This window comes from Mesorhizobium sp. WSM4822 (assembly GCF_055811155.1).
The window spans coordinates 391,198-410,160 of sequence record NZ_JBVVQM010000001.1; the positions used below are offsets into that span (position 1 = coordinate 391,198).

14 protein-coding genes are annotated in these 18,963 nt (G+C 56.8%); 6 read left to right on the forward strand and 8 right to left on the reverse strand.

The window, feature by feature from the left end:
• Positions 1-173: 173 nt before the first annotated feature.
• Positions 174-1,226: a DUF2235 domain-containing protein gene (locus tag AC0L3E_RS02030; RefSeq protein ID WP_473604112.1), complete on the reverse strand. Its 1,053-nt coding sequence runs from the start codon at positions 1,224-1,226 to the stop codon at positions 174-176.
• Positions 1,227-1,682: 456 nt separating this feature from the next.
• Between AC0L3E_RS02030 and AC0L3E_RS02035 the strand changes: the two genes are divergently transcribed.
• Positions 1,683-2,648 (forward strand): hypothetical protein, encoded by a 966-nt coding sequence (locus AC0L3E_RS02035; protein WP_473604113.1) that lies wholly within the window; start codon positions 1,683-1,685, stop codon positions 2,646-2,648.
• A 16-nt stretch (positions 2,649-2,664) separates the two neighbouring features.
• Positions 2,665-3,024, forward strand: a complete 360-nt coding sequence (locus AC0L3E_RS02040; protein WP_473604114.1) for a hypothetical protein — start codon at positions 2,665-2,667, stop codon at positions 3,022-3,024.
• Positions 3,025-3,118: 94 nt separating this feature from the next.
• Here the strand turns inward: AC0L3E_RS02040 and AC0L3E_RS02045 are convergent, their stop codons facing one another.
• From AC0L3E_RS02045 to AC0L3E_RS02060, 4 genes are all read right to left on the reverse strand, one after another.
• The gene (locus AC0L3E_RS02045; protein ID WP_473604115.1) at positions 3,119-4,198 is read right to left on the reverse strand and encodes an HNH endonuclease family protein; all 1,080 of its coding nucleotides are present in this window, start codon (positions 4,196-4,198) and stop codon (positions 3,119-3,121) included.
• Positions 4,195-6,333: an AAA family ATPase gene (locus tag AC0L3E_RS02050; RefSeq protein WP_473604116.1), complete on the reverse strand. Its 2,139-nt coding sequence runs from the start codon at positions 6,331-6,333 to the stop codon at positions 4,195-4,197. The genes AC0L3E_RS02045 and AC0L3E_RS02050 overlap by 4 nt, the downstream gene beginning before the upstream one ends.
• A 93-nt stretch (positions 6,334-6,426) precedes the next feature.
• Complete coding sequence (locus tag AC0L3E_RS02055; protein ID WP_473604117.1) at positions 6,427-6,753, reverse strand: DUF6119 family protein; 327 nt, start codon at positions 6,751-6,753, stop codon at positions 6,427-6,429.
• A gap of 41 nt (positions 6,754-6,794) precedes the next feature.
• Positions 6,795-6,971 (reverse strand): DUF6119 family protein, encoded by a 177-nt coding sequence (locus tag AC0L3E_RS02060; protein WP_473604118.1) that lies wholly within the window; start codon positions 6,969-6,971, stop codon positions 6,795-6,797.
• Between the two features lie 91 nt (positions 6,972-7,062).
• On the opposite strand from AC0L3E_RS02060, the gene AC0L3E_RS02065 reads away from it, so the two are divergent.
• Both AC0L3E_RS02065 and AC0L3E_RS02070 read left to right on the forward strand, forming a co-directional pair.
• Complete coding sequence (locus tag AC0L3E_RS02065; RefSeq protein ID WP_473604120.1) at positions 7,063-8,784, forward strand: hypothetical protein; 1,722 nt, start codon at positions 7,063-7,065, stop codon at positions 8,782-8,784.
• On the forward strand, positions 8,781-10,481 hold the full coding sequence (locus AC0L3E_RS02070) for a hypothetical protein (RefSeq protein ID WP_473604121.1): 1,701 nt from the start codon (positions 8,781-8,783) through the stop codon (positions 10,479-10,481). The genes AC0L3E_RS02065 and AC0L3E_RS02070 overlap by 4 nt, the downstream gene beginning before the upstream one ends.
• Before the next feature lie 358 nt (positions 10,482-10,839).
• Here the strand turns inward: AC0L3E_RS02070 and AC0L3E_RS02075 are convergent, their stop codons facing one another.
• The gene (locus AC0L3E_RS02075; RefSeq protein ID WP_473604122.1) at positions 10,840-11,517 is read right to left on the reverse strand and encodes a hypothetical protein; all 678 of its coding nucleotides are present in this window, start codon (positions 11,515-11,517) and stop codon (positions 10,840-10,842) included.
• Between the two features lie 23 nt (positions 11,518-11,540).
• Positions 11,541-12,248: a competence protein CoiA family protein gene (locus AC0L3E_RS02080; RefSeq protein WP_473604123.1), complete on the reverse strand. Its 708-nt coding sequence runs from the start codon at positions 12,246-12,248 to the stop codon at positions 11,541-11,543.
• Positions 12,249-12,460: 212 nt separating this feature from the next.
• On the opposite strand from AC0L3E_RS02080, the gene AC0L3E_RS02085 reads away from it, so the two are divergent.
• Positions 12,461-13,198 (forward strand): hypothetical protein, encoded by a 738-nt coding sequence (locus AC0L3E_RS02085; RefSeq protein WP_473604124.1) that lies wholly within the window; start codon positions 12,461-12,463, stop codon positions 13,196-13,198.
• Positions 13,199-13,391: 193 nt separating this feature from the next.
• Here AC0L3E_RS02085 and AC0L3E_RS02090 read toward each other — a convergent pair whose 3' ends face one another.
• Positions 13,392-17,897: an NACHT domain-containing protein gene (locus tag AC0L3E_RS02090; RefSeq protein ID WP_473604125.1), complete on the reverse strand. Its 4,506-nt coding sequence runs from the start codon at positions 17,895-17,897 to the stop codon at positions 13,392-13,394.
• A 100-nt stretch (positions 17,898-17,997) separates the two neighbouring features.
• Here AC0L3E_RS02090 and AC0L3E_RS02095 point away from each other — a divergent pair, with 100 nt between their 5' ends.
• Positions 17,998-18,879, forward strand: a complete 882-nt coding sequence (locus AC0L3E_RS02095; protein WP_473604127.1) for a hypothetical protein — start codon at positions 17,998-18,000, stop codon at positions 18,877-18,879.
• The last annotated feature ends 84 nt before the right edge of the window (positions 18,880-18,963 follow it).

An 18,963-nucleotide genomic window follows, 5' to 3' on the forward strand; every position in this document is an offset into this window, starting at 1 on the left:
CACCGTCGGAAATGGCACCGCGCAGCATTGTATACCCTCCCCTTTTCCGCACGCCTGAAAATAGGGCGAGACTGTCATAGCGAGTTAAAAAAGTAAATGCCGATCTTCTTTACTTAATTGTCGGTCATGAAGGCGAAATCGCGAACAAAAAACGCGCTATGTCTACTGGATGTTTAGGCGTCGTCCACGATAGGTTGCCGTATTTTTACAGATTTGTGAAGTTCCGCGCCTTCAGGGATGGTGCGGCGGCGGGCCAGATTAATGTACCATTTTCCCGTGCTAAAGCGCTTCTTCGGCAAGATTTCTGCGAACCACCACGGCCCCTGCAACGATACATGCCGTTTGGCATGTGGATCTGGGGGCGCGAACCTACCTCCGTCAACCATACCAAGAACTTCCCTGTATCGCGCGTCATCAATCATCAAGCCCTTTTCACTCGCCTCGTCCAACATCCATTGCAGCGCTATCTTGGAGAGGCCGCTCTCCTCTTCCTTGTAGCCTCCACCAACGTCGCTATGGACGCCTGCAAACCATACTTGGCGAAGATCCTGTTGATGTCCGTTGCCGGGTTCAATGGCCTCAAACAGATTTGTACGAAAAAAAGCGCGCCGCTCATCTATCGACACTGCGTGACGGATGGTATCCACGATTGGGTTTCTGGCAGTGTAGGGCAAGCGCAGGGGGTTGCTGATCCAACCGACCGAACTGACGGTGTCCCAAACCCCAAGGAAGTGAATACGAACTTCGCGCCGCGAGAAGGTGCTTGAAAATTCCTTCGCCAGCGAGAAATCATCCTTCGGATCACGCTGTGGCTTTCGGTTTATGGCGACCATGAGCCTAATGGCGTAGGGAACAAGCGCGTCGTTGCCTGGGGGCAGCAGCCCATACATGTTTATTAGAGCTGCGACAGCACGAACCGTGTAAGCGCCACGACTAAATCCGAACAGAAAAATCCTGTCGCCCGGTTCGAACCTGTTCATCACGAAAGTGTATGCGTCGCTTACATCCCGTGCGAGGCCAAAGCCGATGGCCCGTCCGAGGAAGCGCGTAAAGCGTCGACCAACCTGAGTGAGCGCTCCTGCTGGCTCCATTGTCCCTAGGCCAGGGTGATAACAGATTGCCTGTGATTGCGAGGTCTCCAGCGCGTAGCAGAGCTTAACGACGTTGGTGTTGTCTGCCGCAAACTCGTTCGCCGTCCCGTCACAGCAAACAACTATGTTTTTCATATCTGCCCCGTGTCTGTAGCTCGCTGAGACTCATTATCGTGAATCGCAGGCGAGCCAAATGGCCTGGATCGCAAACATAGATCGCTCGGCCATAGGACGGCGCATCCCCTGTCGGTGAAGCTCATCCGCTTCCACGTTTACGATGTCGGTTCCCGGAGGATTGACTCCCGAACCGACCTTCAAGTTGAAGGCGCGGCATCGCTTGCCTAATCTTATATTCCGTCCCCTTTCTCCGGACATGTGGATTTCTTCTTTTCCGGTCGCCGAGAGCGACGCTTTGCGGTTGAATACGAGCAAAAGAGCAAAATTCCTTGCTAAGAAAGAAGAAAAGAAATTTAATATTTGTGTCGTCCAATTTGCGGGGGTAGTCAATTGAGAAGAGGCGGTCAATTTCCGAGAATCCTGTTGCGAACGCTGTCATCTTTTGGGCGATGCAACAAGAGACGTATCTCTACCTTGGTCGCTTTTTCCGTCTTTTTAACTGCATGTGGGATTCATCCGCTGCCCGATGACGTGACGGGGCTGTCGACATACAACATCGTGCGCCAGATTCGGTGTGAAACCCGCCAGGCCGTGATCGACTCCCTGTTTACATACCTGACCAGTGATGCAAATCACGACGGCGGAAAGGTTGATGATCGCTCTCGGCAGATTGGACTGTCCTTTCAGCAACTCAACAAAGTTGACGCCAATTCCATAAGGCAATTTAAGCCAGACGCATTGTCCGGTTTCTCAAAGGTTGTTGTTGGACTGCTGTGGAGTACAGGAATTGCATATAATTTTGATTTAAACATGGTGGTCGTTAACAATGTCGATCCATCCATGAAACTGCTTCGCGCATTGCCGCACTCAGGATTTTCATTGGGTTTGCAAGGGAATTTCGACAGACAGCGTGGGAATGAACGGTCGTTCACGATAACAGACAATTTCGGCAGCCTCATAAATAATGTTGATGCCAGGTACTGCAAGGACAAGTTAGTGGAGGCCAACGTCGTCTACCCAATAGCTGGAAAAGTGGGGATGGAACGTGTTGTCGATGATTTCCTAGTTCTTGCCCTGTTTGGCAATCTCAGTGGAAGCGACAGTAAAGACGTGACTTCTGTCAAGGGGCCGCCGACTATGGTGGACCAGTTGGAATTCAAGACAACGATCAGTGGCACGATTAGTCCATCAGTCACGTTCTCGCCGGGCGGTGACGGCTTTCATATCTCCGAAGCCGCAGTCGGGGTAACGAACTCGCGGACCGACACCCATAAGCTGACGGTAGGCCTCTATCTCAATCCGGCCGGGCTAAAGCAAATTGAGAAGGTGCGTCCGGATATCTTCTTGGGTCTCATCACGGCCGCAGGTGGTCCTGCCGAGCAAGGAGCGGCCGCAGCTGTAGATCAGTTCTTGAAACAGAAAATCTTCCAAGATCGCTGAGGAAGAGGAGATCGTTATGGCAAAGGCATCCAAAGATAGACACACGAAAACCGCGCCGGGAGGGGCGGGAACAGATTCTGGTGGCAACAGTGGGCGTAGTGACCGCAAGGCGCCAGTTCGCGTGGGATTGCACGGGCTAGGACGCCTGTTGAAAGAGATCGATGCGCGCGGTGAGGACGTTCAAGGTCGCTTCCATGAAATGCTCGGCACTCAGGATGTGACAGTTGTGTTGTCTCCTACGCTTGCCAGCAAGATCAAACATTTCGCGCAAGAAAACGGGATCGCATCGCGACGGAAAGTTACTAGCCTGAAGGCAGTTAAGCAAAACCAGGACAATTGCGATCCGCGCACTGATCCGTGGTGCATTGATATTTAAAAGACCACATTGGTTGATCAGTGCGGGCTAACCGCTTCTAGCGGCTTCCCCTGCGAGAGGTTGTCGACCTTTGGTTGAGCGTCGGCCCCTAGACTTAGCCCGCGAGAACGCCGAGCGGAATCCTCGCGATCTTTAATAGCTCGGTGACGAACGGCTGATGGAGTCCGGCTTCAGCATGGATTTGATAGAGCGTGCGCGCTCGAACGACGAAGGCCTGCTCGGTGGCTGGCGTCTTGTCGGCCTGCCAGGCGAACTGGGCATCGAAATAGCTGATGACACCTTCGCGAACTGCCTCGAACAGCGTCATTAGTTCCCGCGTCATCGCGCGGAAGTTGAGGTCGGGAATCAACGCCGCGAGTTCGGCTTCCTCGCCGGCGCGCTCTTCCTGAGCGATTTCGTCGGTAGGGTCACGTAGGCACCGCCCATCTGCGCGTAGGATGCCCGCCATTGCGTCACGCAATCGTGTCGCGTCGGAACGTCGAACCTCCACCAGCGTCGAGCGGTGGAGCGCACAGGTGTCAATCGTCGCCATGCCGCGCGGCTTCATTTGCTCTTCCAAGGATGCGCGCGGCTCAACCAGCCCGTCGGAGCGGAACAAAAGGTGCCTCCTGGGGTCGTGTTCGGGATTGCAGGGATCCAGCAAGAGCGGATCCTCATGTTGCTCGTCCCCCCGTTGAGCGGCACGTGCCGTTCCTGCCAGCAGCGGGAAAAAATTGGCCTTGCCCTTTGTCGCCTCGATCGTAGAGCCGTCGGCATGCGTCAGTTCCTGGGTGCCCGCCCGGTTGCACAGGTTGCAGGACGGCAGCAGATTCTCCCAAGTCGCCGCCAGCCAATAGTAGCCCGGCGTCGTCTTCGTGCCGTCGTTCTCGGCCACCGCGCCCTTAGGCCGATAGTGCTCGACATCCATCCTGACGACGTGCGCATAGCGGCTCTCGCAATAGGCGCAGTGCCCTCCAAACATCTCATGTAGCGCGTCTTTCACCGCGTCGTGCCTGTATACTTTGAAGTCCGGCGCTTCTGCCGGCTTCACTGGCATTGGATCGCGCGCATCGGGTTCGAGGTCGGCATAGAACCACATCGCCGACTCAAATTCGCTCATCCGGCTAGTCCGGCCGTGCTTGTCTAAGGCCTCCTTGACAGCGTCGGACGCATCGGGTCGCTCGATATGGATCATTGCGGCGCTGCCTCCGCGGCCGCCCAGATCGCATCGAGTTCGGCATCGAGGGCACGCTCCTGCTGCGCCCGGACCGCGCCATCGCTCGCTTGATTGGCGAGATGCCGGTCGATCGCCGCGAGCAGCCGACGTTCGCGCTCGGTTTGGCCGATCTCTTGCTTCTTGTTGATTTGCTCGCGCAGCAGCTCAATCCGCTCGCGCGACGCCACATCGCTGCTCTTCAGGCGCAGCAACGCATAGTATTCGGCGAATACCAACTCAAGGCTGGGGTCGAGCGTCGATTGCAGCCCGAAATGCTCCGACGTCAGGATCTGGTCGATCCGCATGCCTGCCACATCCGGAAGGTCGGGAAGTAGAACGATGTGGTCGTCCTCATCACGCGCCATCACCTGGACTTCGCCCTGGCCCATGCCGCGCAGACACAGCGGGTCGTGGGTCGTGACGATAAATTGAACGCGGGGCAAAGCGTTGCGCATCGCAGTCATCAGCCGCATCTTCCAGCGCGGATGGAGATGAGTTTCGATCTCGTCGATCAGTACGACTCCCTCGGCGTCGAGTAAATCGCTGCCACCGCGCAAGCCATCCAGCATGTCGACCGCTGTCGCGAGGATCGAGCGATAGCCGTCACTGTGTTCCGCGATCGGGGTGATTAGGTCGCCGTCGACGATCACCGTCCCAGAGGCTGGGACCCGCTTGAGATAGGCGTCGCGCGGAAGCGCCAAAATCTCGGCGAGAGCGCGGGCGACATTCTGAAACTGGAGGGGATTGAGGCCCTTGAGCCAGGCTTCGGGGTTCGGTAGGCCCCAGGCCGGGTCGAGCAGACCACGGGCACCGCCCCTTGAACGACGCTTGCCGGGTTTGAAATAGCGGCTCGAACTATAGGCAATGACATTGGCGTGCGGCGCGGCGGCCCCGACGAATCGGCCGTTCTCGATGCTGAGTTCCGCCGACGGCCCCTCGGCGAAGTCTATGAGCACTTTTGGTGTGCCATGCGAACCGCGATGGCCACCCCGCGCTTCACTCGGGACGAATTGGTTGGCGTCTGCGATCGCGTTGGCGTTCGCCGCGCCGACCAGCGCCAGGGTTACGGCCTGAAGTACGCTGCTCTTGCCCGTGGCGTTCTCGCCGAGTAGCATTAGTGCCGCCGCGGCCTTGCTGTCGCGACGGCTTGACTGCAGGCCGATCTCGATCCGGTCTATTGCCTTGAAGTTTTCGATGAGGATCCGCGTGATCGGTGGCGTGAACGGGCGCCGCGCGCGTTCTGGGTTCGGCGCTTTGGTGCTCGGCCGCGGGGTCAATAGCGCGTCGACTGCGGTGGCGATGTCGGCAGGCGATGCTTGCTCGATCATGCTTTCGATCAGCTCGGTACTGTCGTCGAACCCGAAATCGAATGGTGCCACCTTGGCGGCAAGCGCGGAGAGGAAACGATACCGAAGAATTTGCTGTGCGCCGCTGAAGGGCGTGATCGGTTCATTGACCCGCCGCAGCAGCATCACCGCATCTTCCTTGTCGCCACCCCGCAACTGGCTGTGGAAGAGCCCGAAGGCATCGCGCCGTTCTTCGACCAACTCGCGCCGGTTGAGCTCGAGGATTGCGATCGTCGCTCCACCTCGCCGCGTGCGACCATGAATCCGCCCATCTAGCGTGAAGTCGAGATGCTTGAACGGTGCGTCGAAGCCCGGATCGAGTAACTTGGGCGTCTCTAGCGATCGGATCTGGCCGAGCGGCGTCTTCAGCGGCGCGCGTCGTCCGGCCATCAAGGCGAACAGATTGGCTTTGCGCCGGCTGCACGGTTCGCAGGCCAGCAGCAGATTGTCCCAGCTATAAGCAAGCCAGGCATAATGGTGCGGGAGCTTGTCTCTCCCACCTCCGGCATTCTCGATCGGACGATAGTGCTCTACATGAAGCGGGCTCGACCGCCCTGTCTCGCAGAACCCGCATCTGCCTTCGAACAGCGTTTGCAGCGCGTCGCGGACGTCCGACCTCGTGTATATCGTCTCATCGATTGGTGCGCGGCGGCTAAGCCGCATTTCCTCAGGTTGGTCTAGAAACTGGGAAACGGTACGGCGTGCCTCGATCGTTCGCGAATCCTGCAGCGGCTGGGGATTGATCGAGCGGTGGTCGACCTTGCGCATGACTCAACTCATCCTTGCTTCAAGGCTATGGCCTTGACTGGTTGGCTTCGACTTCCGATCAGCGGTCACGAACGCTTTGCTCAGCAATCACAGTCAGAAAGAAATGACTGCTTTACAGGGACTTCGACGTGACATCGATCGACATGGTTGGCAACTGCGTTTAGTTAGCGATATTCGCCAGGCAGCGGTCGGCATCCCGCCATCTTGCCCTAAACCTGCCCGCTGATTCGATGCCCCCTTCTCGATGAACTGCACCTCGACAGCGTACCCCATCAGTTGGACGCGGTTTGCCGCGGCTCGCAGGCTGACTTTGCTCAAGAAGGGCAAGCCAAGCTTCTTCGAACGCTGATAGGAGTGGCGCATGATGCCGTAGACCACCCTGTATTCGGCGACGACTGGTTTCGAGCGACCGTCGGGCAATAGCCCTTCAAAGCCCTTTTTGCCGGCCTTCTTCTGGCGCTTTAGCGCGTTATCCCGGATCGATTTGCGAAAACCTCATCGCGCACAAAACTCTCGGCTGAAACCACTCCCTGGCTCCAGAGATGGCTGATGGGCGCGGAGCCGTGGCCATCCTTCAGGTGAATGAATTCCAGCAGCCTTGCGCCTTGGATCCGGACGTTTGGATTGATATTTTCCATCGCGAAAGCAGCCCCATTAGGATGGAATTGAGGGCCAACGACGGCGGGAGTTGTTAGTGTCAGCTTAGCTCAACGATTCGGTTCCTACTAGATGGACAACTCACCCGACCTGCGCCTTGATTTGATCAATGCCGATGAGCGAGGCTGCTTGGTACAAGCTTTGGCGCTAGAAGAATTGCGAACTGAGCGAAAAGAGCTAGGCGATATTTTGTGCGAATTGCACAATGCGGGCTTAGTCAATCTGGCATCCGATCAGAATTTGTCAGCAATCGACGCGCTTGCACACAACGAGTTCTGGATCGCGGTGCATCCGCTGAACGAGGCTATTCCACACCTCAACTGCTCGCATCGCGAGGTTTTAACTCTTGTACATATGCTGGTTAACAAGGCGGGATCGGATGGTATGGCGGGCATGCCAAACCTTTCGCTCGGCATCTGGTCCAAAAATCATCCAGAGGAGGCTGGCAAGATCATTGATGGCATCAAGGGATTGGACGATCTTTGCTTGGCGCACGGGGTTTTCGTGGTCGCGGGCGTTGGTGGTGCGGCGCTGGCCTTTGATCTTATTCGGAACACCAATAACTCCGTGAGCGCAATTGGGCTGCGAGCACTTGGCCGAATGGAAATAGTGTCCGTGACTGACATTAAAAAGGGCGTGGATGATGCGTTTGGCTTCGTCGAACGCGAAACAGATCCCGACGTAAGGGCTGCGGCCATGGAGGCCGCTTTTAGGCTCTGGGAGAAGCTGGGGCCTTCGGAACCCTATCGACAGCGGGAATTCATCGAAACCCTCGGGAAGAAAGGGAGCGCCAATGAGCTGAGCCTCCTTTCTGCAATGTTGTTTTATTACGAACGAGCCTTGCCGAAAGACAGTATCGATCAGGTGCTTGGCATGCTCGAGACGTTGCCGTCAAACAGCAGCGCGACACTCAGCAATCTGGACCATGCCATCAAAAAAAATGATGATCGATGGGATTTCAAGCGGGTTGCTCCCGTTTTCACTGCGTTAATTCCTGGTCTGGGTAAGAAGGCCGATAAGCGGGATTATCATTCCTTCGCTAGCTGGGCCTTGAGCAGCCCGCAACATGCCTCTTATCTCTTTGCCGCATGGCTTAATGTAGGGGAGTTTGGTCTGTGCTCGTTTCTGGCGGATCTGCTGAGCGGAGGCCCCAAAGGGGCTGGCGTTTGGATACAGAAACAGCATCTGCCACCTGATGCCAACGACCAGATTTTCATAGCGCAAAAGTGCGTCGGTTTCCTGTGGCACCATGAGGTGGCGGCAGCTGCAATTCTCTTGAGCATCGTCAAGTATGGGCAGCCGCAAGCACAATCGGCGGCTGAAAAGCTTTTGTTTGATCCATTGCTCTTGAGCTACGGTGGGGATTTGCGCGACTTCCTTGAGAAGCAGTGTTCAAACGCTTCCAAGCGCATTTCAAATTGCGCAAAGAGGCTGCTTTCTAAACATGACACGCATATTGCGGGTCTTGCGACGACCCGGGACTTAGTTGAACTACTTCCATCGATTGAGCACCGGCGCGCAGTTGCGGCGAAAGATCGGGATCGCAATCGAGACATCCAGAAACTAGCTCATGAAAGGTCAATCTTTGCCAGCCTGATGACACATCATACGCTGCTATATGGACGAAAGAGCTTTTCGATTATTCAGGGCGCGGAAGGGAAGAAGCATCCGAACATTTCTGCGCTTTCGGAGATTTCACACAGCGTCGAATTACCCCGGCTGATGGTCATCGACCCTGTTGGATTCAATGCGAGGCTCACATTTTTCCGCGCGATGAAGCGGCGGTCCGCATGAAAATCATCCTTAAGGAGTACCTCGCATCACTGAAGGAGCGGGGGGACTTAGACAAATCTGTACTCCCAAACCTGCTCGCAGAGATCGGCCTACGGGTGCTGAATACACCGATGATTGGTACGCGCCAGAACGGCGTGGACATTGCAGCAGTCGGCAAAATCAAAGGCGAGGATGACGAGCGTTTTTTGTATCTCTTCTGCATAAAGGCAGGGAATATCACGAGGCGCGATTGGGATGACGGGGTGCAGGCGGTGCGCCCCGAGTTGAACGAAATTCGCGACGTTTACTTGCGTGCAAATGTGGCGGCCGAACATGCTGGACTTCCGGTCCGAATAATTCTGTGTTGCGGCGGTGAGCTAGATGAAACCGTTCTCATGAACTGGGCCGGTTATTCGACTCAAAACCAAACGGGTAAGGTCAAGTATCAGGAATGGAATGGAGACCGCTTGGCGGATCTCATGATGCGTAGCTTGCTCGCGCGCGAATTGTTGGATGAAGCGCCCCGGCGAAGCTTCCAAAAGGCGGTCGCCATGGTGAATGAGCCGAGTGCTTGCTATGAGTATTCTCGTGCATTTCTACACAATCTGTTGGTTGAGGAGGAGCTGGCGCCAAACATCCAGCTTCTTCGCCTAAGGCAGGCCTATATCTGCCTGAATGCGATAACCACGTGGGCTATCGAAGCAGGCAATCTGGAGAGCATCTACACGGTCTCGGAGTTGGGCGTCATGCTCTGCTGGAATGTAGTACGCGCTCAGCCGCCAAGACGCCGACCAATCCAGCATGATCGGTCATTACAAGTCCTACTCGATCAATTTATCAAGCTGTACTTGGCATGTTCCGAACGGTATCTGGCTAAAACTGCATTCGAACATAGCAAGCGGCTTCATGCCCTTTCAACGTCGGTTCGGTCACGCGAGGCGGTGGATGTCAATTTGGCGTTGTTCGAGCTCCTTGGTCGCCTGGCCATTCGGGGTTGCTGGACAGCCTCACTGGCTCAGACCTTTACGGACGAAGATGCGGAGTTTGCGAGGGCGTTAAGAGAAAGTACTGGGCTCGTCTTGGACACGATGGTCCATCTAATTAATTCGAACCCAACACTTAATTCGCCCTTCAAAGACGATCACATGATCGAAATTGCGTTGGTCATGTACCTCGCGCAAATGACGGGCTCGACCCCGCAATTTCTGCCTTGGCTGAAATCAGTCGCCCATCAAACTACATTGGCATTGAGCATCAACTCACATTACCCGACTTGCTTCCGCGATTATGTGGACCTTCTTAATCATCCCGTGAGCGCTGACGCTTCCTATCGCGCGGAAGCGTGCAGTGGAAGCGTCTTGTACCCCTATCTGTTCGTTTGGCTGGAGCATATAGCAGCAAGTGATGATGAGAAAGTGACATTCAAAGAGCGCCTCGCGAGATTTCTACCGAACTGTACACACCAGGCTTGGCTCCCCGACGCAGAGACAGATTCACAAATATGGCGGGGAGAGACCGATCACGGCGTGTGTGTCACCGATTTGTCGCCTCACAGAGGCCTCGAAGACGTCGCTGAAACCATCAACTTGGCCATGGAGAACTGCATGGACATCAGCGAGATAAGCGCCGTGAAAGCTGGGTTGAGTGTGTTGTTTATGGCAGCTTGTCGGCATTATCGACTGCCGATACCTCCGCATTTTTGGCTCATCAATAGCTAGAGCCGCTCAACCCCTTTATGATGCTACACATACGCAGTCCGCTTTCTCCACGCTATTCTCCAAAGCCGCCATTCCGCTCCCGGCCCCAAAGGTGCCTGTCGGCTATGCGAGTCAAGTCGGTCGTTAGCCGGGCCAATTGCTGACCCTCAAAGCCGACGTTCGTTTATGTGTGGTTGGGCGCCCGAAATTTGCGGCTTGATGCCAGCGCCGATCTGCATCAAGATCCGGTAGGCCCGCACACATCGACGTATTGTCGCCCTCGCTTCTGCTACCTTGCCGGAGGGGCCATTGATTCAGGAACGGCGGACGAACTATCCCGCAGACTGATAGGCGGCGATCGCCGCTTCCTTGGCGTCGTTCAACGCCTGGAGCTCGTCCTGCAGCTTATCGCGGTCGGGCCGGACAGCGCAATGATGCCGATAATGGCAAAGCCGAAGTCGAGGCAGGCACAGATGCCGCGGATCGTCTCGTGGTGACCTGAGCCGTATAGGCTGGTGTGGGTGACGGCCACCATGCCGTCCGGTCGATCTTCGTTGATCGACACATGGCCGAAAACGCCCTTCAGATTGGGGTGCGCGCCGTAGTCGATCGCGCCCTCGTAGGCCTCTTTGGCGAGCCTATCGATATCCGGAGCCTTATGGGCAAAACCCTTGATCGCCTTATCGAAGGTGAAGGCGTTGCGGCAGGCCTTCATGTCGGCCTCGCTGCGGTGTCGATTGCCCCAGACCTCGGAGAGGGTGGGCTGCTGCTCCATGAGGTAGCCATAGCTTGCAGATTCGAGGGCGGTCCGCACAAGTGGAAAAGCCGCCGCCGGATGCCCGCTTAATGCCATGCGCGCCGCGCCGAGAAACATCTGGTAGGCGTTGAGGAAGAGGACGAAGGCGAAGGCCGGCGTCGGCGATACGTGCTCCCACAGGTCGCGCCGAAAATAGGCGTCGTACTGCAGCAGCGCCTTCAGCAAGGGGCTGTCGGCTTCCCGCAGCTCGCGCATAGTCTCATCGGCCGCCGCCATGTATTGCACGAGCCCGTCGCCCAACTCGACCCATGCTTTGCCTTGGTTCATGCGCCGCCCGTCCACTGAACGGAGCGGATGAAGTCTTCCCGACTCCATCGACTGAGCACGTATTCGCCCTTTTTGAGGGGAATTCCGCCGGCTACGCGCCGCGCCAGCTCGTCGCCGGCGAGAAAGAAAATGTAAGTTTCGCACTCAAGGAAAACATAGCCCGTCGCTCGTTTCCACTTCTCGATGAACTGTTTGCTGCGGCCCATCCACTGCATGATCGCATAGCGGCGGCCATCGATCTCGACGGGCCGGGCTCCCCAATTCATCGAGGCCTTGAAGCTCCAGCCGGTGAAGCTCGACGGCCCGTCATGAACGTGGACGAGCCAATACAGGCGGTGGCCCTGACGATAAAAGGCTTCGCGTGCCGCTCGCTCCTCCTCCGAAATCAGAGAGTATTGCAGCTCCAGAACGGCCGCCTGCACGGTACCGGCGTTGCAAAGCACGTCGGCCCTGTGGCGCTCGCCGGTCGCTTGGTCGATCAGACCGACCTCGCGGCAGTTCTCGGGAAAGGCCTCTTTCCAGCCTCGATGCCAGGGGCCTTCCGGTTCGCTCCATGGATCGCAATCCCCGGCCTTGTGCCGCCAGTGCCTGCCATTCTCGACCGGCATGACGGAGGTCAGCAACCCGCCGCAATCATTGCAGACCGTGCTTTCCCCTTTGGCGAGGGGAGCACGCTTTATTCCGTCAATCCAGGCGTAAAGCATTCATCCCCGCAACAGTGTTTTGGGCCTTTCAGCATCGGTCTCCCGGAAGTGCCAAGACTGGTCTAATCTGTTGTGAACATTAGCGTGAGGTCTTCCCGGGAGGCGAGGAGACAATTCCGGTTCTGTAACGACATAGCTTTATACGAGGCGGATGTCAGTGGCCGTAATGTCTAGGATATCGTAGGATCGTCGATGACGACAGGGGAGAACGTGTGGCAAGGAAAAGTGCTGTATCGAAGGCGATCTACACGCGCCACATCCGGCTTTACCGCTATCTCAACGACGCATGGATATTTACGGCGCTGCTGCGACCGGAGTTGAAGACGCGCGCGGACAAGCTCCGGTCTTCAAAGAGCAAGGCGAAAAAGCCCTATCCGGTACCGAAGCGCAAAGGCACGGTTATAAGCCGGCGCCGGGACGAGGATATCGGCCTGATCTTCTACGCCCAGCACGAGCGCGGCGTCTTTGAGACGAACATCGTCTCGATGGTGTCGCGGGTCGAAGCCTTCATCCAGGAATGTATCGCGATCGCCGCGAGTACCTTTCCCGCCAAGCTATCGGTGCTGGCGGACAAGAGCGGTATTCCCCTCGACCTGTTCCTTGAGCACGGGGACCGGGATGACGTGATCCGCCGTTTCGTCGCGCTGAAGTGCGAGGGACTGATGTTTGGCAAACCGTCCGAATATCTCGACAAGGCGGCGAAGGTGCTGTCGATTGAGCTTGAGCCGGAAACAGTGCGCGCCTTCATCGAGATCAAGGCCTCACGGGATATCATCATCCACAACAGCGGGCTCATCAACAAGCTCTACGTCGAGAAGGCGGGCGACAAGCGTCGGGGCGACGCTGGGGAAGAATTGGTCATTGACGATGCTTATTTCCGGCACGTCATCGTGACACTGAAGGCGCTGGCCGGGGCCATCCAGTCGAAGACGGAAGCGGTCTACAAGTAGCTGCGCCGCTCCTGCGGCGTGACGCCTTTTTAGCGGCGGGTATCTCAGGATCAACGGGCGTCCGCGTTTACAATGAAGCTGAGCGTGTTTGAATGGCGAGTTGGGGTCTTGGCCGCTTCGTGAGGTGATTAGCCTTGTCCACTTATGGCGTTCGGCGCTCCAAAGCTGCCATCCCGCTACCGGCCCAGAGCTGTCAGGCCGCAATGCGCCTCATCCCGGCCATTCTGGCGGACTGCTCTTTGGCCGGAAGCTGCCTTAGCCGCTGATCATCGATGATGGTCAATAAGAGCTCGAAAACGGACTGGCGGTTTCGGTTGCTCGGTGTCGAATCCCCGTCAGAGCCAAGGCATTGGGTCTGCCTCATGATTCTTGCACCATAAAGCTTATCCTGAAGGGTTTCGCTCCTGCTCTTGATGGCTTGGTTCAGTACGGTCAGGTTCGTGTCCCAGTGTCGCCCGACCGGAGTCGTGAGCAGCTCAATATCCTTACCCTTGATCCAAAGGTTGGCTCGCCCGTCGATCGTCTTCGCGAGAACTTCGTGGGCAGCAAATGCGGTCGCATGATCTGCGGCGTGTAGGTAGCGTCGATACCACTCGCGCGCCCATCTGTTTCGACGATAGTGATCACTGCCAGTCGCGTAAACCTCGGCCAGCCAGCCTGTTCGTGGCTTCCTCGCCTCGAACTCGGTCCGTATCTTTTCGAATGCGGGAGTCAGATCGCAGAAACCCAGGAGCGTATAAGCCCGCGCGATCCGGGCAGCATCGCCACTGGCCTCGTCATCCCGAATGGTGGCGTCAAGCCAACTCGATTGGCCGTGCTGGATGGCGGCCCTCGCCATGTCAAGCAACACATTGTCAGTCGTGCAGAGGTCAAGAGTCTCCCGGCGTCCTTCATCTCCAGCAGAGCATGCTGGCGCCTCAATTGGCAACAGGGTTATCCGAGGGTTCTTTATGATGCCTCGATCCCTTGCGTCATTCAACTTCCGCCACAACGGAATGCCAGCCGCGGGCAGGGATCGAATGAGTCCCTCACACAGGGCAACGAGAGGAAATTCATCAAGCGTATCTACGTTCGAAATGTGGTTACGCTCGTCGAGCCAAGCGTCCAACCAGGCCACGAGGCTCGCCCCTTGCTTCGCAATCAAGATGGTCATCGGCAGGTCGTGGTTTGCCCAATATCTCGGGTAGGACCAGGAGCCTCCCTTTTGATCCAGCCTATCGAAGGCACCGCGAACGAAGTCATGATATTTTTGCAGTGCGACCGGGTCTTCAGGATTTCGTTGAAGCATGACGGCCCAGATTTCGGGATCCGCCTCTTCGATCAGTTCCGGGCGTTGCAGAATCTCGCTTGCAGCCAGCAACGCCAATGATCCCCGACAGCGGTCTTTGAGGTTCTTCGCTTCCGCAGCTTTCCATCCGCTATCGGCGATCGCCTGCAGCACCCGACTGTCGCGTGTCTCTGGTGCCAGTTCGAAGGCGGCGCCGCGTATTTCTGCGTCCACGCTGCTGACAAGTGGCGCCAAATCTGACCAACCATCCAGAGCCTCTTCATCAGCTATGGCGCTCAGGAGCAGAAGCCCGCCGAGCACGTCATCGCGAGGACCGGTTAGCGGGAATCTGGAAAGGCGCGATCTTATGGCTGATTGTCTACAACGCAGCAGTATCTTCTCGATCCTGGCGAGGATCGGCAGCTTCAGACAATCGTCGAGCACTCTATCCAGCAGTTGTTCAGGTTCGAGGTCCCAAAGCCGCAATTCCAGCTCGCGTGCTCGCCACCAAGGAAGATCATCGTCCTTGGCGATGGCCGGGGCGTCGATCAAATCCTTGATGGCATCGGCGATGAGAAGTCTCTCCTCCTGTCTATACAGTAGCGAAAGTCGGTTGGCCTCGGCCACAAGACGTTGCAATTCGAGTTCGTTTCGCCCCGGGGCGCTTAGGGCCGCCAAGCGAACGATTTGTTGCAGGAGATTTGGGTCTGTGTGGGCCAACATAGCTTTTAGGCGCTCAAAACGATTGTCGTCATCACTCGACTGGCGCCCGAGCAGCCAAAGCTGGTCGCCAGCGAACTTGGCATCATGGTTCGCTACGCAACCGTTCGGATCAAGCGGACTTTGGGCATCCGCGCGGTCTGCAAAGACTGCAGGTGGTTTGTCCTTTACCAACGCAGCCAGGTGCGCCCCGGCGACAGCGTCTCCAAGAGCCTCCAGAAGCCATTGCCCGCCAGTTAGCGTAATGTCATCACCTGTTGCGGTCAGTTCGTCCACGGCTTTCAGCAGCGCAGCATGAAAATCGCCAGATTTGCCGGCGCCCAGGCGCAAGACCCAGGCCAGCTCCTCGAAATGATTGGCGGTGGCCATGATTGCCCGGCTGATTGCCCATGCAAGGAACGCGTCAGTGAATGCCTGCAGCGGCAGGAACGAAAGAATCCCGAACACCCGGTGAGCGAGCCAACTCACGTCGCCCGTGGTCACAAGCTCAACGGTCGGGCAGGTCGACGATATCGGCGAGTCATTCCATCGTCGCAGGTTGTCATGAGTTCGCTTGCGATTTTTGACCGATCGCTCGGAGTTCGGGTCAATCTGACCAAGGAAGCGTCCGTCGTCTGGGTCTGCCCAGAGCCATCCCAGCCAGATCGTCACCTGTCTGATGAGGCGTGGCGCGATCTCTGCGAAGGAATAGGCTCGTGCCAGTCCCTTGATCAGGATTTCATCCATCGACCTGTTGCCGGACCGGGCGAGCCAGGTCTCCTCAGCAATCTGGCAAAAAAGCTCAAAATCCAGGCCGATCAAACGCCAGAAAGCGTCATAGTCCACCTGAGAGAAGTTTTGTTCGCCCACCCACCGATGAACGATGGCACGCCGAGCAGGTCGGCCGACAAGCCCGTCCAGGAGCGCGATTGTTGCTGTCGCTCGCAGGATCGAAACGCCGAGCCGTTGCCCCTTGTAGGGATCTACGAACGTGGCGATGATGGCAGCGGCCTCGCCTTCATCGCCCAGGCCTCTCAGTTCAGCCGCCAACAGAAGGCCGAGCACGAAAGGCGTGAGCTCCTTGCGGAGTTTAAACCGATGAGGGCCGTCACCTGCTTCCAGCCAACGCCCGGCGATTAGCTCCGCCACTGTTTCGCGAAGGTCGTCCTGGCCCTTGCCGCTCTCCCGGCCCAGTTTCGCAACCAGATCAGCGCGGGTGAACATTGCGTCATCGAGCGAAACCTTCACGCCGCTGCTGAGATCGCGGATGAAATCTCGGAATTCCTCATCGGAAATCGCCAGCGCTGCTCCGCGCCGACCTACCCTGTGCTTCCAATCTTCGTATGCGAGCCGCTCGGGCGTTATATCGCCTGTTGGCGCCAGGGCCTCACGCCGTTCGATAGCCAGCTGGGAGAGACGCGGCACCTTCATAAGATCCAGCATCCGATCTCCAAACGCCTCACCCTCCACCGCGTGCAACTTCAACAGCGCTTTCAGCTCGTCATTGCTGAAGGGACCAACACGAATTTCATCTGGACGGGGAGCCAAAGGCGCCAGCCTGTGCAGATCGGCCCAATGATCTGGCCAGCAGCTGGCCAGAACGGCAAAGCGACCTTTCCAGCGCTCGTCGTAGAGCGGTTGCAGGAAATCCGACCAATCGCGTTTTCGCCAATTCTGGTTCAGTCCATCGACGACCAGAATGAATTGCTGACCGGCGAACTCGGCGCGCTGCCAGAGCCCAACTCTGCGTAGCCAGAACGTCGCATCGCCATGACCGAGCCGTCTGGCTAGAACCTTGGCCAGCAGCTCCTCGGCGTTGTCGTCCCGGACGTCATTGGCGGAGACGAAAACCGACAGAGGCAGACTACGGCCGTCTGCGGAATTCGCTGCCCACCAGGACAAGAAGGACCAGGTTTTCCCCATGCCTTCATCACCGAGCAGAACCGCAGGTCGACCGCTGATGAGCCATCTGTCGAGCTGTTCTTTCAGCGATGGCCGTAAGACTTTCCTCACGGCAGGGTCATGCAGATTGTTGAAGCTCCCGCCAAGACGTGATGCCGCATTCAGGGGATTGGACAAACCAACCTCAATCCAGGTCTTCATGGCGCTCACAGCTGCCGCATATCCGATATCGGCGTCCAGCAGCCTTTGGCGGACCCTCACGCGAGACTTTGCGAAATCCGGGTGGGATCTAATTGCTTTGACCACGTCCCGCAGAGATCGGTCGTTCCCCAAGTGGCGCGCAATGGCGACTGGCGCTTCAAGGCAAAGGACCGCCAGGTCGGGAAGCGAGTCTTTGTGGCTTGGCCAATCGAGGACCAGCACAGCTACTCCCAAGCGGTTTCCAATGTCTCGGAGCGCTTCGATATCGGTGACCGGGATCTCCCGCGAGGCAGCCAGTATCCATAGATCGACAGGGTCGCTTTGAAGAGCGGAGTCGACGACCTTTGCCTTCATCTGATCAAGGCTAAGCCGTGTTTTCGCGCCATATCTTTTGGCCTCTAGACCGACGCGAAATGTATTGTGCTCGATGGTCCGAACATCGGATCCTGCCTGCGGGCCCGATTTGGCCAACCTGAACAGCTGACCTGTGGTTTCTGACAGGACGTCTCGCATGAGACCTTCAAACCCACTCGTGCCGGTCGCATCGAGTTTGCGAAGTCGAGCCGCCAACAAAGTTTTCGCGCGAGCAAAGTCCATCAAGCTTGGTTTTTGGCCGGCGGAAGTGGTCATAAATCCCCCATGGGTTTCAGTCGTTGATGGTTGTACTCGCGCAACCGACGTGATCTCCAGACCGTGGATACGAATGCTCTGCAAGATTCGAGGCGAATTCATGAGTAAGCTGATGGAGGCGTTGAGCCAGGACAAGCTCAGTGTTTGCCTTAAATTGGAGGCCTCCGAGGTCAAGCGCGTCTATAGGACCACTGAACTCCTTCCCGACTTCGATTTCATCCCGTACGACGGGGGAACCGATAAGGACTACCCAATCTGGCACGAGTTCGATCTCTCGGACGAAGCGATTTTCATCCATAGATTGATACTGCACGACTATGGGTACTTCGTTGACGATGACCCGCACGATGATCCCGAATATGAGCTACCGAAAGCAACGTCTGAAAGCACAGGGAAGCTTGCCTTGGAACTCCAGATGGCAGACCGCTTTGGGTGCCGAGCGCTGGTCAGGGGAAGCTTGTCTGGTACTTCCATGGAAATGAACATGGATGTGCGCTTCAATTTCATCGTGGCTTCCTACTCCAGAGAAAGCAGTCGTATCGGATATGCTGCGGAAGCGATTGCCGAAGGTTTCGCGTTCGAGGAAGAGGGAAAACTCAAGCAGGCATTTTTCTCATATTTTTCGGCACTCGACAGCTTCGTTGAATCGGAGCGTGAGAAACTCGACAAGGGTCAATCCGACGATCAGCGGATCAAGCCTGACATCCGACTGATGCAGAAACTGCAGGCGATCATAAAGGCGAACATGCCACCGTCTGTCGGCGGCCTCGATAAAGTGAAGATATGGGGAGACGTTAAGAACGGTTTCGACAAGTGCGAAAAGCTCAGAAATGCTATCGCTCACAACACGAAAACAGAGCCGATTGCTAAGGCCGACGTTGATCTGTGCTTTGCCGTCGTCGCCATCATCGTGGCGATGGTTAATGATGATCTCTACGAAGAAAAAGAGATTAGGAAGCACTACCTTGTAGAAAGCGACTGAGTCGGCGCTACGAAATTAAGGCGAATCTGGCAGCTTGCGGCATCCACTGGCTGCTCGGATTCGATGGCTAGTCCCGGCTCGCGG